Source organism: Nocardia canadensis (assembly GCF_032656385.1).
In the GTDB taxonomy this organism is placed as follows: domain Bacteria; phylum Actinomycetota; class Actinomycetes; order Mycobacteriales; family Mycobacteriaceae; genus Nocardia; species Nocardia canadensis.
In genome coordinates this window covers 1349509-1366302 of record NZ_JAVCWB010000010.1, presented here as the reverse complement: position 1 = coordinate 1366302, position 16794 = coordinate 1349509, and the positions used below count along the sequence as shown (strand labels likewise).

15 protein-coding genes are annotated in these 16794 nt (G+C 66.1%); 8 read left to right on the top strand and 7 right to left on the bottom strand.

The annotated features are described in order from the left end of the window. The first annotated feature begins 186 nt into the window (after positions 1-186). From Q7X29_RS29575 to Q7X29_RS29560, 4 genes are all read left to right on the top strand, one after another. A complete protein-coding gene (locus tag Q7X29_RS29575; protein WP_316576016.1) occupies positions 187-1050 on the top strand; it encodes a response regulator transcription factor in 864 nt (287 codons plus the stop codon). Between the two features lie 61 nt (positions 1051-1111). After that, a complete protein-coding gene (locus Q7X29_RS29570; RefSeq protein ID WP_316576015.1) occupies positions 1112-2158 on the top strand; it encodes an Lrp/AsnC family transcriptional regulator in 1047 nt (348 codons plus the stop codon). A gap of 117 nt (positions 2159-2275) precedes the next feature. Further along, complete coding sequence (locus tag Q7X29_RS29565; RefSeq protein ID WP_316576014.1) at positions 2276-2998, top strand: hypothetical protein; 723 nt, start codon at positions 2276-2278, stop codon at positions 2996-2998. Between the two features lie 17 nt (positions 2999-3015). Then, entirely contained in the window at positions 3016-3714 is a 699-nt protein-coding gene (locus tag Q7X29_RS29560) for a class F sortase (RefSeq protein WP_316576013.1), read from the top strand. Between the two features lie 46 nt (positions 3715-3760). Here Q7X29_RS29560 and Q7X29_RS29555 read toward each other — a convergent pair whose 3' ends face one another. Beyond that, positions 3761-4432: a sigma 54 modulation/S30EA ribosomal C-terminal domain-containing protein gene (locus Q7X29_RS29555; protein WP_316576012.1), complete on the bottom strand. Its 672-nt coding sequence runs from the start codon at positions 4430-4432 to the stop codon at positions 3761-3763. A gap of 493 nt (positions 4433-4925) precedes the next feature. On the opposite strand from Q7X29_RS29555, the gene Q7X29_RS29550 reads away from it, so the two are divergent. Both Q7X29_RS29550 and Q7X29_RS29545 read left to right on the top strand, forming a co-directional pair. Further along, positions 4926-5885: an acyl-ACP desaturase gene (locus Q7X29_RS29550; protein ID WP_316576011.1), complete on the top strand. Its 960-nt coding sequence runs from the start codon at positions 4926-4928 to the stop codon at positions 5883-5885. 345 nt (positions 5886-6230) lie between these two features. Then, a complete protein-coding gene (locus tag Q7X29_RS29545) occupies positions 6231-10268 on the top strand; it encodes a hypothetical protein (RefSeq protein WP_316576010.1) in 4038 nt (1345 codons plus the stop codon). A 181-nt stretch (positions 10269-10449) separates the two neighbouring features. Here Q7X29_RS29545 and Q7X29_RS29540 read toward each other — a convergent pair whose 3' ends face one another. From Q7X29_RS29540 to Q7X29_RS29520, 5 genes are all read right to left on the bottom strand, one after another. Further along, positions 10450-10689, bottom strand: a complete 240-nt coding sequence (locus tag Q7X29_RS29540) for a hypothetical protein (protein WP_316576009.1) — start codon at positions 10687-10689, stop codon at positions 10450-10452. A gap of 712 nt (positions 10690-11401) precedes the next feature. Then, complete coding sequence (locus Q7X29_RS29535; RefSeq protein WP_316576008.1) at positions 11402-11524, bottom strand: hypothetical protein; 123 nt, start codon at positions 11522-11524, stop codon at positions 11402-11404. Between the two features lie 172 nt (positions 11525-11696). Beyond that, positions 11697-12158, bottom strand: a complete 462-nt coding sequence (locus Q7X29_RS29530) for a hypothetical protein (RefSeq protein WP_316576007.1) — start codon at positions 12156-12158, stop codon at positions 11697-11699. 530 nt (positions 12159-12688) lie between these two features. Then, a complete protein-coding gene (locus Q7X29_RS29525; RefSeq protein WP_316576006.1) occupies positions 12689-13672 on the bottom strand; it encodes an LLM class F420-dependent oxidoreductase in 984 nt (327 codons plus the stop codon). A 46-nt stretch (positions 13673-13718) separates the two neighbouring features. Then, positions 13719-14912: an FAD-dependent monooxygenase gene (locus Q7X29_RS29520; RefSeq protein ID WP_316576005.1), complete on the bottom strand. Its 1194-nt coding sequence runs from the start codon at positions 14910-14912 to the stop codon at positions 13719-13721. A 114-nt stretch (positions 14913-15026) separates the two neighbouring features. On the opposite strand from Q7X29_RS29520, the gene Q7X29_RS29515 reads away from it, so the two are divergent. Together Q7X29_RS29515 and Q7X29_RS29510 are read left to right on the top strand one after the other, a co-directional pair. After that, positions 15027-15749 (top strand): TetR/AcrR family transcriptional regulator, encoded by a 723-nt coding sequence (locus Q7X29_RS29515; RefSeq protein WP_218719558.1) that lies wholly within the window; start codon positions 15027-15029, stop codon positions 15747-15749. A gap of 45 nt (positions 15750-15794) precedes the next feature. Further along, on the top strand, positions 15795-16214 hold the full coding sequence (locus Q7X29_RS29510; protein ID WP_218719559.1) for a limonene-1,2-epoxide hydrolase family protein: 420 nt from the start codon (positions 15795-15797) through the stop codon (positions 16212-16214). 13 nt (positions 16215-16227) lie between these two features. Here Q7X29_RS29510 and Q7X29_RS29505 read toward each other — a convergent pair whose 3' ends face one another. Continuing rightward, positions 16228-16500 carry a hypothetical protein gene (locus Q7X29_RS29505; RefSeq protein WP_218719560.1) on the bottom strand — a complete coding sequence of 91 codons (273 nt, stop codon included), beginning with the start codon at positions 16498-16500 and terminating at the stop codon, positions 16228-16230. Positions 16501-16794 lie beyond the last annotated feature (294 nt).

Sequence of the window (16794 nt, the reverse complement as noted above, 5' to 3'; positions counted from 1 at the left end):
CATTCTGCTCATTCGGCAGGTACTCCGGGTCGCGTACTCGCCGTGGCGGGATGTGTGGTTATCGTGGTCCAGGTCTGGCGGTTCCCAGCAAATAGCCATCAAATGTGGCGAATCTGAGGCAACTTCTAGCCATCTGGCATCGACATCAGAGACTGGGTTTGCCGGTTCGCTGTGTGCGTCCCGGTCATGACCGACAATTCGCGCCAAGTGGAGAAGAATCAGATGCGATCGAGAACCGAACAAGGCTACCGAGCAGAGCTACCCGGTCCCGGGCAACTGTGCCGTGGCGGGAAGGCCATGGCGATCTCGTCAGGCCACGGTGACGGCACACCGACCGAATCGCGTCGCCGGGGATCCGGTCGAACGTTGGCAGAGCGACTGCCGCGCGGCGAGTCCCCCGCGGCGACCGATATCCGGGTGTTTCTCGTGGACCGTCAGGAGATCGTGCTCCGCGGTCTGAATGTCGCACTCGGCGGCGAGCCCGACATCAGCATCGACGGTGAGGCGGTGAACGTCCTGCAGGCGATGGCGCGAATCCAGGGCGATCACGCGCCGGACGTGGTTATCATCGACCCGGACCTGCCCGACGGCCGTGGCCTGGATCTGTGCCGTCTCCTGCGCACCCGGTTCGACGGGGTGCGGTGCGTCGTCCTCACCGCCAGTACGGACCCCGATCGACTCGCTGAATCGATGGTGGCCGGAGCGAGTGCGTATGTCGTCAAAGATGTCGTCGGTCCCGAACTCGCCGCGACGATCAGAATCGTCGATGCCGGCGGGACTTCGTACGATCCGCGGGTAGTCCGAGAACTGCGAACCAGGGTCGGGCGGACCGCCGTACTGGACCAGCTCAGCCCCCGTGAGTGTCGGATGTTCGCGATGCTGGGCAAAGGCCTGACGAATCGCCAGATGGCCGAAAGATTGTTCATCGCCGAGAAGACGGTTCGCAACTCGCTGACCGTGCTGTTCGCGAAGCTCGGAGTCAGCGGCCGGGTGCAGGCCGCGGCGCTGGCCGTCAAGATCGGCGTTGTGGATACGTCCCCGGCGAGCTGATCGGCGCGTGTCGCGGCTCCGATTGGTTAGAACGTGCGGATCGGTTCGACACAATAGTCTCGTGGAACGAGATCACATGGGCGCCCGCGAGTCGCGCGTACCCGGGTCGCGGTCCGAACCCGTCTTCACCGAGGACGACTTGAACCTGGTGAACGCGCTACAAATCGCGCCTCGGGCGTCGTGGGCGCGCGTCGGCGCTGCTCTCGGGATGGACGCGGCGACGGCAGCCAGACGGTGGCGGCGTCTGACTGCCGAAGGGCTGGCCTGGACGACCGCGTACGCCCCAGAATATTCGCTCTTCGCGATCGTGCAGCTCAAGTGCCGACCGAACCGAATCCGGCAGGTGTCAGAGGCGGTGTGCACTTACCCGTCCATTTACTCTGTGGAGCGAACGACGGGCCACTTCCAGCTCGAACTCTGGGTCGCCGCGGGCGGTCTCGGTGCGCTCGACGACTTCGTGACGAGTTCGATCGGTACACTCCCCGGCGTCGTCGAGGTGCGAACCAGTGTTGGTGTGAATGTCTATGCCGACGGCAGCGATTGGCGAGCGGGCTCGCTGGACAAATATGAGCGCGCGGCCCTCGGAGATGCGGATCAACCGGCTGTCCGGCCCAGAGACTCCGGGCGATTGTCGGACCGGCGGTTGGTGGCCGCACTCGGCGCGGATGCCCGTCGCAGTGTCGTCGATCTCGCCCGCGACACCGGAATGAGCGCGACATCGATTCGGCGGCGGTTGACGGAGATGACTCGTGCCGGTCGACTGATTCTCCGAGCGGAAATGTCGCGGCAGGCGGCCGGCTGGCCGATTCTCGTCACCTACAGATTGCGCGTACCACCGGCCGACCTCGATCGTTTCGGCGCTACGACCACGAAATGGAGTGCGGTCCGCGTCTGTGTTCCGATGCTCGGTGGCGAAACGAATCTGCTCATGGTCGCCTGGCTGCCGACGATCGACCGGTCGTTGCGGTTGGAATCCGAGATCGCTCGCAGCTTTCCGCAGGCCGAGATCCGGGAACGTGACCTCACGGCCGCCACCCTGAAGCGTATGGGGCGAGTGCTGGATGGTTACGGCAGGGCAACCGGCTTCGTCCCGATCACCGTCGAGTGACGATTGCCCGGGACATTCGGCTCTTGATGGCACTGCATCGCGGTGTTTTCCTGGACTTGGGAAAAAGAACGCGGACGAGGAATAATGAAGCAAGCATTTGTGCACACGGTGGTTCGAATGAGCAAATTGCCCAATACTGCAGTATGGCGCACGAGAGTTATTCGAGCGCTGCTGATCGTGACGACCCTGTTGACGGTAATACTCATTCTCGCTCAATGCGAGTTCGACGGTGGATTGCTCGACGAGAATTCCGAAGCGAGTCGCGAGAATGCGGAACAGCTCCGCGCGGCAGCCCAGGCCGCAGCCGATCGAGTGTACTTCGCGGAACATAAAGCAGACGTGCATACCGACATGGTCACCTTCGCGGCATCGTTGTGCTCGGCGACCGAGGCGTTCCGTGCGGCTCTTCCGGCGTCGAGCGACGAGACGATGCCCATCGACGCCGCTTTCGGTGCTGTGCGGACAGATCTGGCGGTGATCGGGCATGCCGCACGCGATGCGCACGACTTCGTCGCCGCCGTCGCGGTCCCCGCCACGGATCGAGTGCTGACGCCCGGTACCGACGCGGCGACGTGGGTGAAGCTGCGAGATCGAGCCAGTGGTGCCTTCGGCGACGTGGCGAACTCGGTCGACGGTATCGAGGATCGGTTGCACGCGGCGCAGCGCTGGGATGCCGATGCCGCGACGGCGGAACTGCGAGGGGCCAACGACGCCATCGGGTATCAGCTCACGGTGCTAGCCGCGACGGTCAACGATGTCCTGGCACGGCTACCGATAGCCAACCAGGAAACCCTCGACGCTCTGCACGCCGCCGAAGTATGTGGCCCCGCAGCCGCATGATCAGTGGGGAGGAACCGATGGAGGAACATGCCCACGGCCGACAGAAGTCGGCAAACCGCCGGGGGATCACGGCGTCCGCCGTCCTGTCGCTGCGAGTTGTCGCGGTGTGCCTGCTGGCGATCTCGCTGCTGCTGGTCATATCGAACGTCAGCGGCGACGAAACCGCGGCCGGAGTCGGCGCGGGTTACCCCGCGCACTCCGTGGCTCCGCGACTGTCTGTGCCCCCGCGGATCGACGCCGCCGAGCTGGCGCGACTCGTCGTTCCCGCGCTCGACATCGACGCGCCGATGGCGCCTGCGCCGACGACCGTCGAGTTCGATCCGTTCCTCGGTCGCGAGGTCGAGAGTTTCGGCGTCCCGGTCGATATGGAGTCCACGACCTGGTGGTCGGACGGTCCGCGACCGGGCGAACCGGGCCTGGCGGTCGTTCTCGGGCACACACAGGTCAACGGTCATGGCGTCTTCGACCACCTCGGTGATCTGGCGCCCGGAGACCACCTCGAGGTGCGCCCGGCATGGTCAGGCTGGGCGGCGGGGTTTCGTGTACGCGAGGTCATCGCGGGAATTCCCAAGTCCGACTCCGCCGCACTCAGCGGAATTCTGTCCGCGCACCGAGCTGTCTCCGGTCTCGCGTTGATCACCTGCGATGGGCGGTTCGATCAGGTCGTCGGCGCTAGCGAGGCCAACACTGTGGTGATCGCCGAGTCTCTCGGTTGACGGCGAACAACAGCGGACATGCCGACTAGCGACCGTCCCCCTGTGATCATCGGCGCTGATGGTCCGGGGTCGTCGTGACAAGAGCGAGATTCCCGTCGTATCGCCGGTATAGAAGTCGGCCGCGGGCCGTCGCCGGGTCGACGGAAAACAGAAACGGCAAGCCGTTTCGGCACAGTCGTTTCGCTGCCACGATGTCGGGGATGGTCTGTGTCGGAGTCAGATCGACAGCGATCTGGTTGTCGCGCGCGGCGGGAAGCTCGAGCCGAGTGTGCCGGAGTAATCGCACGCCGCCTCCAGCGCGGTACACGATGGCGTCCTCGCCGGTATCGCTGTCGCGGAACAGATATGCGTCGTAGTCCATCGTGTCCATGATCGCGCTCGCGGCCGCCGGTGCGAGCACTTGTGCTCGAAATACCTTGCGTCGCGCAATCGGACGTATTTCGGTGATCGCCGCCAGATTTTGTGGCGCGCTGCGCGCCCAAGGGCCGTGTCTGCCCGGCGTCAGAATCTGATCGAGCTGCTGGTCGAACCGATCGATGATTCTGCGCGGCCCCGAGGCGTCGTCGCCGAGAAGCTGGACCCGGCACAGTCTGCCATCGATGCTTGCGTTGATCTGGAACACCGCGACTTCGGTTGCGCCGCAGTACCGGGTGATTCTGAGGTGCGCGATAGCCACGCTGTCGAGGGTGCGCAGCACGCGGCTCGCACCGTAGACCATGCGCGCCACCACTACTGCGGGCACCGGTCCCGTGGTCCGGACTGTCACGCCGCGGTCGATGTCCGCCGCAGTCGATTCCCTCCGGTACATGAACTAGCACACTCCTCTCGGCAAAGTCGGCCGCGAGACCTCCGTCGTGGCGCAGGCATCGATATCAGTATCGGTAACCGGGTGTCGCGCCGAAGACAGTCGCCCAGCGAGACCGCATCTTGTGCGCATTCTTTCGAATCCTCTCGCTTGGGTATCGGTGAGTTGATTTGCGGCGATTGTGGTTCATCTCCGTGTGCGGTGACAGGGCCGAATGTCCCGGAGTGAGCAACACTCGGCACGGGTCACCGGACACGCGAATCCCGAAAACTCGAACGCGGGAAAGCGGGACATCTGGCACTTCTGTTCGATCGGGACGCGTGGTGTAGTCGGTGAGGTACCAAAGAAGTTTCCGGCGTGCGTCGTGGCACGGCCGAGGAAACGGGCGATGAGAGGTGGCTCGAAGATGAACCGTGAATTGACGCAGCGTGAAATGCTATGTGAGTTGGAGCCAGTGGCAGAAGCGGCTTTGAACAATCACCTCGCTCGCTCGAAGGAGTGGCATCCACACGACTATGTTCCGTGGGAAGAAGGCCAGAACTTCGCATTTCTCGGTGGCAGTGATTGGGAGCCCGGCCAATCCCATCTGGGCGATGTCGCGAAAGCGGCTCTGGTCACGAACCTACTGACCGAGGACAACCTTCCCTCCTACCATCGTGAGATCTCGGAGGGTTTCTCCCGGGATGGTGCATGGGGGACGTGGGTCGGCCGGTGGACAGCTGAGGAACAGCGGCACAGCGTCGTCTTGCGTGACTATCTGGTGGTAACCCGTGGTGTCGATCCCGTGGCGCTGGAGCGGGCACGCATGACCCACATGACAAACGGGTTCAATCCACCTGTGGCCGACTCGGGCGATCTTCGCGAACAAGGTTTCCTGTACTCGGTGGCGTATGTGAGCTTCCAGGAGCTGGCCACCAGGATAAGCCACCGCAACACCGCCAGATTCTGCGGTGACCCGGTGGCCGACCGAATAATGCAGCAGCTGGCCGCGGACGAGAACCTCCATATGATCTTCTACCGCACGCTGTGCGGTGCGGCCCTCGACCTCGCGCCGGATCAAGCGATCGTCGCCATCGACAACATCGTAGAGAACTTTCGCATGCCAGGCTCCGGCATGCCGGACTTCCGGCGCAACGGAGTGCTGATGGCGAAATACGGCGTCTATGACCTTCGGCAGCACCTCGAGGACGTACTGCAGCCTGTCATGCGGAAATGGAACATCTTCGGTCGCGAAGACTTCACCGCCCGGGGCGAACAAGCGCGCGAGCGGTTGGATCGATTTTTGGGGAATCTTCGGGACGTGCAGATTCCTCGTTTCGAGGAACAGCGCGATCGCGCGCTTGCCCGCGATCAGGCCCGGCAGTGAGCGTTCGATTCCGATGGCCTAGGACGCGCTTACGGCCTTACCTGAGTCCATGGATATACGAAAGGTTCACTATGTCAGCAATTTCACCTCGACAAGCCGACCGTTTACGTCGAACGGCGGTCTGGGTTTTGGTGGCCCTGCTCATCGCCATTCTGGCATCCCGTCCGGTCATGCAGGCATTGATAGCCCTCGGCGTCACGCTCGGCTGGGGTTGATATGAGCGCGCCGCTCGCTCGATCCCAGGGAATCGCCCGGACGGGAAAGCAGGGGAGAAGTCCGCCCTGTCACAGCCTGTATCAAATCTGCCATCGATGCTGAACAAGATCTGCGAAGGGTGAGAGTTACATGAACGACGTTGCTGATTTCACGACGCGGGAGAGGGGGTGGAAAACAGCGGCCTGGGTGCTGCGCGCGCTCGCCCTGGGTCTGCCGATACTCGGATACTTCCTTGTCGGTGGGGCGGAGGCGGGAGCGCAGATCCCGGATCGTCCAGGGTTCGATCTCGGTGCCGTGGTCGATGCGGTCGGCCCAGCACACCCGAACGGCGTTGAGGCACAGCGGGAACCGATCGGTGATCCGCCGCGGCCCGATCCGGATGTGGTGCCGATATGGCAACAGTTGGAAGATCTCGGAGACAGCGTCGCGGCGGTCTTCGTCGATCGGAATCGCCACGATACCCCGGCACCGGTGAACCAGAGCCCCGCTCCTGACTTGCCACTGATTGCCGGCGCCATCGATCAGCGGCGAGTCGAACTCGAGACGGTGGTACGGCCCCTGGTCGACAGCGTGATCGGCGGGAGCGACGGCCCGCGTTATGACGCGTCGCCTCGTGGTCCGGATGAACAGGGTGAGGTCGGCCGGCCACTGCCGTCGCCGCGTTTCGACCTCGGATCACCGGTGCCGGAACCGAATTCGGCATGTACCGCGGGCGGCTGTGAGAATCATGTCGGCTCCGCTGCGCTGGATCTTGCCCTGTGGGCCGATGCGGCTCTCGGTCGGTTCAGCGAAGACCCGGTGGGCTTCCTGCACGCGGCGATCGACCCCGCGATCGAGAACTTCCGTTCCGATCCCGTCGGCGCGGTTCGTGAAGGCGCGACGGTCATGCTCGCTCCTGGCAGCCTGATGGTGGCTCCGCGCGAAGCGCTCGTCGCCGCCGCGTCGGCGGTCGGGGGGCCCGCGCTGGCCGCCTGTGTGGAAGTGTTGTTCGATAGTCGGGTCGCTCCAGTCCTCGGCAACCTGGTGTCGGCCGTGGCGGTAGGCGCCGCGGTGCCGGTGGGGACAGCGATGTTCGGCTCGGTTCTCGGCGGCCTGACGATAGGTATCCCCGGTGCGGCCATCGGTGCGCTACTCGGGTTGTCGAATCCCATATCTGCTGTCGTTGGCGGCTCCGTCGGCACGCTGGTCGGTGCAGTCCTCGGTCTGGTGCCGGGCGCCGCTCTCAGCGGCGTGACCGGCGGCGTCGGCGGTGCGCTCATCGGTTGGCTGCTCGCCACCGTCGGTGGTGTCGGAATCGGTGGCGTACTGGGTGGCCTGCTGGGAGCGGTCGGGCCCGCGCTGTTGACCATGGGGAGCGCGGTTCTGCTCGGCGGACTGGTATCGGCACTTGTCCTCGCGCCGGTGCTGGTGCTCGGTGGGCTCGCACTGGCTCTGCTCGCGCTGACCGCGCCGGTGTGGTTGCCGCTGCTGTTGTTGGCGCTACCGCTGATCCTGATTCCACTGATCCCTGCGTTGGCCATCGCGGTGCCGCTGCTGTTGTTGTCACTGGTGAGTGTGCCGCTACTCGCGTTCGGGTACGTTCTGCTGACGAAAATCTGTCTGGGCCTGATCGCTGCGGCAATCGGGATTCCCTTCCTGATCGTCATCTGGCCGGGCCTGGGGTTGGTGCTGGGTGGATTGGTCGTGGCGCTGTTCTTGGCCCCTGTAGAATTCGTTTTCTTCACAGCCATTCTCGCTGCCCTGTTTCTGGCAGTCACCGCGGCGATCGCCGCGGTGGTCTACCTGGGGTCGATGGTCCTCATGCTGCCCGTCGCCGTCCTGGCGGGCCTCGCCTTCGCGCTTTTCGGCGCGATCGGCGGCGCTCTTGCCATCGGGGTACTGCTGGTCGCGGCGCCGCTGCTGCTTCTGGTGGCTGCGCCGGGCATGGTGGTCGGCGGCTTGCTCGCGCTGGCGATTATCCCGTTGGTGGTGTTGATCACCGCCCCGATCGGTGCCGTCATCGGCGCTGTGCTCGGTGCGCTGAACCCGCTGAACCTGATCGGTGCGCTGATCGGTAGCGCGGCTGGTTCGCTGATCGGCCTTCTCGCTGGAGCCACGATCGGCGCAGCGCTCGGTTCGATGATCGGTATGGCAACCGGTGTGCTTGCGGCGCAGCTACTGTCGTCCATGATGGGAGCGATCGTCGGCTTCGTCGTCGGTGCGATCCCCGGTGCGTTCGTCGGTGGCCTGGCCGCTCTGTTCGCCGGACTGCCGTGGGCGGCCTTGGTCGCATTAGTGGCGGCCATGGTGTTCATCTCGGGCACCGTGTCCGGTTGGGCGAGCCTCACAATCGGTGCGCAGCACCAGCGTGACAGCCTGATCGGTGCCGCCTGGTCGGCGTGGCACCACAGCAACCTGAAGCGGTTGCTCGGCGGCGTCATCGATTGCTACCAGGGGTCGATCTCGAAGGTGGCATCGGTCATCGACGCGTGGTTCCGCGGTCGGCTCGATCCGGTTAACGCCGGTATCGGTGCGGTGGTCGGCTTCGTCGTCGGCGTATTCGTCGCCGGCGGGCTCGGCGCTGTCGTGGGATTTGGCTCGGGACTGCTCAGTCCGTTGAACCTGTTGCCGGGGATTCCCGGCGTGCTCGCGGGCTCGGTCCTGGGGATGCTGGCCGGAGGTATGGTCGGCACTCTGCCCGGCGGAGTGCTGGGTGGCATCCTCACCTACATCGGCACGTCGATCATCGACTCGATAGTCACTGCCACCGCTGGGACGATTCTGGGGCTGGTGACCGGGATCTTGGCATCGGTAGTGACCGGTGGTCTACTCGGGGCCGGTCTCGGTGCCGGGGTCGCCTCGATCCTGAGTGCGCTTGTCGGAGCCGGCGCTGGCGTGGCGGCGGCGCTGGGTTCCTTCGTGGTGACCCTGGGTGTCCTCGGAGTGGCGGTGCTCCTGCCGTTCCTGGCCACTGTCGGCATCGCACTGGTCGCGGGACTCCTGCCTGCATTGATGGCGCTGGTGGCACCGTTGATCATCCCGGCATTGATTATCGGCGCGATCGTGGCTGTCATCGCCATTCCGTTCACGATCATCATGGGGATCCTGGTGGTCATCGGGCTCATCGCTGCGGCGATCGCGGGTCCCTTCGCGGTTCCCGCGATCCTGATCACCCTGGTGATCTACATGGCGGTGGTCGGTGGAATCGCTTTGGCTGTCGGGGCGATCGCGGTCGGATTCATGCTGGTGATCGGCATTCCGCTGGCGATCGCGACCTACCTTGCCTTCGAGGCGCTGGTCGGTCTACCGATCATGGCCATTGCGGGTCTGCTCGCGGTGGTTGGTCTCGGCGCGGCGCTGGTGTCGACACTCTCGGTCGGCGTGGTGATCGGGGCGGGTGTGATGACGGCGATCGACGTGGTCGCGGCGCTGGTGACGATCCCGGTCGGTGTCGTCGTCGGTGCGGTGCTCGGCGCACTGGCCGGACTGATGGCCGCCCCGTTGGTGGCGATCCCGGCTGCGGTGAGCGGTGGAGTGCTCGGGGCGATGCTGGGGCTGATCAATCCGCTCAACCTGTTCGGGGCGGTTCCCGGCGTGCTCCTAGGCTCGGTAGTCGGATGGATTGTCGGCGCGGTCACGGGCAGTGTCCCGGTCGCGGTGCTCGGCGCGATTCTCTCGATCGTGTCGACCGCGGTCGCGCGAGCCATCTTCCGGTCGTACCTCCTCGGCGTCTTCGCCGCCGGAATCGGAGCGTGGACCGGGCTCGGTGTCGGCATCACCGCGGGAGCGGTCGTGCCGCGCCGAGACGGGCAGATCCCCGAGGTCGATATCGAGGGTGGGCTCGAGGCACTGCACGAGCTGCTCAGCGGTGGCTCCTGTGGCGTGGAGAGTCCGTCCCGACCGGAGGTTCCGGTGCCGGGCGGGTGTGGGTGTGGCCCGCTTCAGCCGGAGAATGCGGTACCGGGTGGGCGTGATTGTGGCCCGCTTCAGCCGGAGGACTCGGGTGTGGGCTCTGCCGACATCACCGAGTACCCGGTGCACGCTGGTACTGGCGGACTCGCTCCGGCGCCTGCTTCCACGGAGGCAGCACCGGTGCCGCTCACCGGACTCAGCATGGCGGCACTCGGGCTGCTGTTGGCGGCGCTGGCCGCCGCGGCGGCGACCAGGCGCGAACGCGTCGACGTGTGACCGTGTGATCCCGATGCCGGTGGTGGCCCCTTCGCTGTCACCGGCATCGGCGTCCGGCTGACAGGCATAATGTGGTCGATACCCCCCCGGCCGATCCACTCGGCCGGGGGGCATCGACGGGTACCGTGGTCGATGACGACGAGACCGCAGCGGCCGCACCGGGCGCCGTGGGTTACACCGCTTAGAGCAGGACCCGATCGACGAACGAGGCGAGCAGGAAGACTCTCACGATCGTCCACCGATGGACGCGCTGATCATTCCAGTCCTGGTGCAGCACGGCCTGCTGTGTGATCTTGTCGGTGAGGACCATGGCCCCGAAGCCGATGGACAGGTGCACGACAACGTCGAGAAGTAGGCCAGCTTCCGGCCCGGCTTGCGCGGGTGTGGGGAACGCGGGAACGTCGAGTCCGCCGCGCAGCACGCGCGTGCACTTCGGTGCGGCATCCGCAATGACATTGTTCGCCAGGTCTGTCCGATCAGGATGGCCGCCCGGGGCGAACAGTGAAGTACCGAAACGCGGTGGTGTGTAGAACAGCGACCGATACGCCAGCTGAGTCCGCGCACCACCGGGCGCCGCGATCAGCCGGCCTTGTCCGGCCGATCGGCGAACCACACGAACTGGTCGTCGGGTCCGAATCGGGCGCGGTCTATTTCGCGACGTCATTGTCCCCGTGATCGCTCCCTGCGCGTCGACGAGGTGGACTCATTCCTGTATACCGTTGCGGCAGTGCTCGATCGACACACCTGCCAGCGGTTCTGCGCTGCGATCCATCGGCGCAGCGAGGTGCGCAGCATGACCAGACCGTCATCGTGAACGGCAGGAAAGCCAGAAACGCGACCATCGCCCGGTTGTCGGCAGTGTGAGCAGCGGATCCGGTCGTCGAATCGCTCACGTCGACGAAATCGACGAAGCGGCATGCAGGCGAACCCGCAGCGCGAACAGCCATGCGCGCGCCGTCGTCGATACCAATGTCCACAGGGTCGCGGGCGTACGCCACGCACGTGGCAGACCCGCTCCGGAATCGGTCATAGCGCGAGGGCGAATTCGTGCTCGACGACCGAGGCGGACGTCATCGAGGTCAGTGCGACATCATCGGCTGAAACTCGGCCCCGCAGGCCACATCGGCGGTCGACTACACCGCGGTCGTGATCCGATCGCCGTCCTCGGAGATGCCAATATGCGCGTCGCGGTCGTCGGAGGATCTTTCGGTGGTCAGTTCGGCGGTAGTCAGCCGGGGGATTCCGAGTGCGGCCACGGTCGACCCCCGACAGGGGGGGGCAGCCACGACGTCACCGGAGGCCGCCCAGAGCGGCATGCTGCTCGATGGCGCAGTAGCAGGAGTTGTTGGGGCGCAGCCCGGTCAGCATATCCGCGATGGCCTACGGCGCCTCGGCGAGTTGTCGGCCACCTCGGCCGATTCGCCGGAGTCACGAATGTGAGTAGGCGGTAGCTCGTGAAAGCCACCCGGCAGTACTGCCGAAATCGATGCCGCCGTCGGTGTGGCGTGCACTGTCAAACCCGATCCCGGTGGAGGCGTCGATCGATGTGTGCGAGGCGCCGGTCATTCGCTGCGGTATCGCGAGCGCGGTGGCCGGACTCGCCTGCATGAAGGGTTTACCCTTTGCGCCGGTGAGCTGCCTCGCTGAGCGCATACCGGTGGTGGCGCCGGAAGACGCGAGCAAGGCATCGGCTCCTGCCGCCAGCGAGCCCAGCGCGATCGCGCTGATCGGAGGCGGAGTGACGAGCGTCAGGATGCCGCCGATCGTTGCCGTGGTCGACAGGACCTCGTGGATTGCTTCGCGGTTCTCGTCGATCCCGTCACCCGGCTTGTCCCAGATGCGCTTGCCCGGAAGGTAGCGGCCACCGCGGTAGCCGCCTTGGCGGCGCAAAAAGTCTGGAAGTGCTTGGCGGAGGTCATGGTCGCGTCGATCGCGCTCTGGCAGTTGGTGACGGCGGTCGTCGCCGAGGACACCTGGGCGGTAGTGGCATTGTGCCGGGACTGGGCGTCGGCAAGTGGACGGCAATCACATCGGTGTGCCACCTACCGACCACAGTCCTCACCTGCTGCGGTGATGCTCAGGCAGAGGCGAGATCCAGGGGCGGAAGCTGGCGCGGAAGGCGTCACCCACCCCGTCATGCCATACCTCGTCGTTGCTGTTGCGAAGGCGGGTCAGGAGGGACTTCGCCTCGGTGACGGCGTCAGTCGCGGCCCTGACTCTCGTACTGAGGGTGTCGGCTTGGGCTGTATCGCCGGATATCGGGTCGAAGCCGAGGATAAGGAACTCGGTCGTCTACGCTCCTCGGTTCCGGCCGATTCGGTTCCATCGGAGCCGGGTCGCCACAGACCGGACACTGATCAGACGGGTGGTGCCGGTAGGTGGGGCACCCGGCCGGCAACCACCGGCACCGCGGCCTGAACTCAGCCGACCAGGGGCTTCAGCGCCCGGCCCGCCGCTTCGATGACCCCCGGCTCGTGCCCGTTGGTGATCATGTTGACGATGACACCGTCGATGCCGTGGTCGAGGACACGGGTCTGGATCTGTTCGGCGACTTCGTCCGGGGTGCCGACGAATTGGCGGTCGGCGGGACTGTTGCGGATTTCCTCGGGTGACAGCGCGGACAGGTCGATGCCGGCGCGGGCGAGCATATCGGACTGGAGTTTGCGGGCGCGGTCGCCGTCTTCGTCGGCGATGACGAAGGCGAGGAAGCTGGTCTCGAGGGTGGCCGGGTCGCGGTCGGCCTCGGCGCAGCGCTGGTGCAGGGCGGCGATCTTCTGGGGCAGCAGCGAGGCGTTGCTGATGATGTTGAGGTGGTCGGCGAAGCGGGCCGCCAGCGCGAAGGTCTTCTTCTCGCCGCCGCCGCCGAGCATGATCGGCAGGTCGTCGCGCACGCGCGGCTCGTTCATGGCGTTCTCGGTGTGGTACCAGGCGCCGTCGACGGTGGGGCGCTGTCCGTGCAGCATCGGGGCGATGATGCGCAGCGCTTCCTCCAGCCGCTGGAAGCGCTCGGTGAAGGTGCCGAACTCGAAGCCGTACTGCTGGTGTTCGAGCTCGAACCAGCCAGCGCCGATGCCGAGCACGGCCCGCCCGCCGCTGACCACGTCGAGGGTGGTGACGGTCTTGGCGAGCAGGGCCGGATTGCGGTAGGTGTTGCCGGTGACCAAGGCGGACAACTGGATTCGCTCGGTCGCGGTGGCCAGCGCGCCGAGCGCCGTGTAGGCCTCCAGCATCGGCTCGTCCGGGGCGCCGATGCCGGGTAGCTGGTAGAAGTGGTCCATCACGAACGCGGCGTCGAAGCCGGCCGCTTCCGCCGCTCTGGCCTGCGCGATCACCGTGGGAAACAGCTCGCGCACCGAGGACGTGTTGCTGAAATTGGGCATCTGGTAACCGAGACGAATGCTCATAGCAGCGACGATAGGACTTGGAGTGCACTCCAAGTCAAGGCCGGATTCAGGACGTCTCGGCGACCGCCACCCGCGCCGGGTAGTCGATCAGATCGATGTCGTTGGCGGCCTTGTCGCCGTACTTCAGCATCAGCGAAAAGGCACGTGAACCGAGGAACCGGTTGCGGACCCCGATGCCGAGCGCGGTCTTCGGGGCGAGGAACGGCCCGGCATTGCTGTTACCCGCGATCTTGGCGTAGCGCTTCATGATTCGGTCGTAGGCGGCGAACGCGGTGACATGGTCGCCGTCGGCGAGGGCCAGTTCACCGGCGAGCACGTACGCGCCGACGACGGCCAGGCCGGTGCCGAATCCGCCGAGGGTGTTGCCGTAGGCGGAGTCGCCGACCAGGGCGACGCGGCCGCGTGTGTAGGCGCCCTTCATCCGCACCTGGCTGATCGAGTCGAGGTAGATGTCGTCGAAGTCGGCCAGCTCGGCCAGCATGCGGGGAACGTGCCAGCCGAGGCCGGCGTAGGTCTGCTCGATGATGCGCCGCTGGGCGGCGGTGTCCTCGCGGGAGTAGGCCAGCGGCGCGGACGCGAACATGTACAACTGCTGGGCCTTGGAGCCGCCGTCGATCGCGAGCTTGCCGGGGGAGTTGTACGCGACACCGCGGGCTCGCTCGCGCGGACGGTCGGCATCACTCCACGGACTCGCCCCCGCCACGCAGTAGTAGTAGCCGAGATGGCGGACGTACTCGGCCTCGGGACCGAACGCCAATTTCCGTACCCGCGAATGGATTCCGTCGGCACCCAGGACGAGATCGAAGGTGCGCGGCGCCGCGTGCTCGAACTCCACCCGTACGCCGTCGGCGGTGTCGGTGAGCGCGGTGACGGTGTCGCCGAAGACGTATTCGCAGTGCTGCTCGGTCCGCCGGTAGATGACCTCGGCCAGGTCGCCGCGCAGGATCTCGATGTCGCCGCCGGTGAAGTCGCCGGACAGGAAGGCCAGTTCGCGTTCGTGCTCGTCGACGAAGGCGACATCGGTGGTGCCGGTGCGGCGGGCGCGCACCTCGTCGAGGATGCCCATCCGCTCGAGCACGGCCAGATGCGTCGTGCCCTTGAAGTCGACGGCCTGGCCGCCGGGACGCAGCGCGGGTGCGCGCTCGACCACGGTGACGGTGAAGCCGTAGTGATGCAGCCAGTAGGCCAGCGCGGGGCCCGCGATGCTCGCGCCGGAGATGAGAACGGTCTGGTTGCGCATGGTCTGCTCCTCGGATCGGAATCTGTGTCCGGCGGAATCTGTATCCGATGGACACGAATAAGAGTATGGTAGACACAGTTCTGCGTCAACCGGAATTCTCGAGAGGATGGACCGATGCCGCCGCCGACCACCGTCGAACTGTTGTGGGGCACCGCCCAGCGCCCCAAGCGCGGCCCCAAGCCGGCGCTCACCCTGGACGGGATCGTCGCCGAGGCGATCGCGCTGGCCGACGCCGAAGGGCTGTCCGCGCTGTCGATGCAGCGGCTGGCCGAACGGTTGGGCTTCACCAAGATGTCGCTGTACCGGTACGTGCCGGGAAAAGAGCAGCTCACGGCTCTGATGCTCGACGCGGCGATGGGTGACCCGCCCGCGCCGGGCGCCGCGCCGGCGCACTGGCGCACCGGCTTACGCGCCTGGGTGGAGGCCATCTTCGAGCGCTACCGCGCCCATCCCTGGGCCATCGAACTGACCCTGGGTGTCCGGCCGATCGGCCCCAACGAGATGAGCTGGACCGAGGCCGCGCTCACCGCCCTCGACGGCACCGGGCTGACCGGCCCCGAGCGGCTCGACACCATCGTGCTGCTCAACGGGCACGCGCGCAGCCTGGCGCAGCTGGTCGAATCGGTCGGCGGCGAGGCGGCGCAGCGGTTCACCGACCAGTTCACCGCCATGATGTCCGCCGCGGGTGATCGCTTCCCCGCCGTCACGACGGCCTTCGCCGAGGAAGTCGCGACGGGCGCCGGTGCCTCGGCCGCGCCCGGTGCCGCCTTCGAATACGGCGTCGACCGCATCCTCGACGGCCTCGAAGTGCTCATCGCGCAGCGGATCGATCGGTAGCGCCGGGGTCTGGTCTGGGAACCGCGAACCCCCTAGGCTCGCCTCATGACCGACGAACCGGGACTGCCGGACAATGCTGTCACCGTCGTGCGCGAGTTCTTCGGCGCGCTCGAACTCGACGCCGTCGACGAGGCGCTCGAGCTGCTCGATCCGGCGATCGTCTGGAAGAACACCGGCCTGCCGTCGGTCCGCGGCAAGGACCGGGTCGCCGCGGTGTTGCGTGGCCTGAGCCGGCCGCAGCTGGGGTTCTCGGCGGACATGCACCACATTGCCGCGGACGGTGACATCGTGCTCACCGACCGCACCGACTACCTGCGCGCGGGACCGGTGAAGATCGGCTTCTGGGTGAGCGGCACCTTCGAACTGCGCGCGGGCCGGATCGTGCTGTGGGACGACCACTTCAGCATGGGCAACGTGCTGCGCGGCACGGTCGTCGGCGCGGCGCGGGCGGTGCTGCGCCGCTGAGTCCCACCCGGGGCTACCCGTGCTTGCTCAGGTAGTCCAGGTAGGTCGGGCGCAGAACGTCGGCCAGTTTGCCGTCGCCCGCGTGGATGTAGTCGTCGATCATCGGCAGCACGTACTTGATGTCGGCCTCGCTCTCGCCGAGGTCGCCCGCTTCGGCCTGGGCCGCCGGGATCGACTTGAGCAGGTTCCACAGGAACTTCACGTCGCCGCGCCGCACGGCCGTCTTCACCGCGCGATCGTGCAGTTCCTTCGACGACAGTTTCTCCAGATCCTGGTCTTCGGCCATGTCTCGACTCTAGCGCTCGGCGACTCACCTGGCGCGGATCCGTCGCGTCGGTGCCGGTTAACGACAAATTCACGGACACGTCCGGCTGTCCGGCAGCGCGGCCGGGAGTTGGACGGTAGCGTCGGTGATGCGGGTCGCGTCGGTGTGACTCGTACGGGAGGTCCTGACCGTGACTGAGCAACTCAGTGCGAGAGGGCCGGCACCCGGCCCTCGTGGCGGTTGACCAGCGCGTCACCGCCTACCAGGACGGACCGGTCCAGCGAGATCGTTCGCGCGGGTGCCGTGCGAACACAT

Bases quoted from the DNA above. Each gene is read 5' to 3' on its own strand.
- Q7X29_RS29575 (WP_316576016.1), top strand. From the start codon at position 187: ATGACCGACAATTCGCGCCAAGTGGAGAAGAATCAGATGCGATCGAGA.
- Q7X29_RS29565 (WP_316576014.1), top strand. From the start codon at position 2,276: ATGAGCAAATTGCCCAATACTGCAGTATGGCGCACGAGAGTTATTCGA.
- Q7X29_RS29560 (WP_316576013.1), top strand. From the start codon at position 3,016: ATGGAGGAACATGCCCACGGCCGACAGAAGTCGGCAAACCGCCGGGGG.
- Q7X29_RS29555 (WP_316576012.1), bottom strand. From the start codon at position 4,432: ATGGTCTACGGTGCGAGCCGCGTGCTGCGCACCCTCGACAGCGTGGCT.
- Q7X29_RS29550 (WP_316576011.1), top strand. From the start codon at position 4,926: ATGAACCGTGAATTGACGCAGCGTGAAATGCTATGTGAGTTGGAGCCA.
- Q7X29_RS29545 (WP_316576010.1), top strand. From the start codon at position 6,231: ATGAACGACGTTGCTGATTTCACGACGCGGGAGAGGGGGTGGAAAACA.
- Q7X29_RS29525 (WP_316576006.1), bottom strand. From the start codon at position 13,672: ATGAGCATTCGTCTCGGTTACCAGATGCCCAATTTCAGCAACACGTCC.
- Q7X29_RS29520 (WP_316576005.1), bottom strand. From the start codon at position 14,912: ATGCGCAACCAGACCGTTCTCATCTCCGGCGCGAGCATCGCGGGCCCC.
- Q7X29_RS29515 (WP_218719558.1), top strand. From the start codon at position 15,027: ATGCCGCCGCCGACCACCGTCGAACTGTTGTGGGGCACCGCCCAGCGC.
- Q7X29_RS29510 (WP_218719559.1), top strand. From the start codon at position 15,795: ATGACCGACGAACCGGGACTGCCGGACAATGCTGTCACCGTCGTGCGC.
- Q7X29_RS29505 (WP_218719560.1), bottom strand. From the start codon at position 16,500: ATGGCCGAAGACCAGGATCTGGAGAAACTGTCGTCGAAGGAACTGCAC.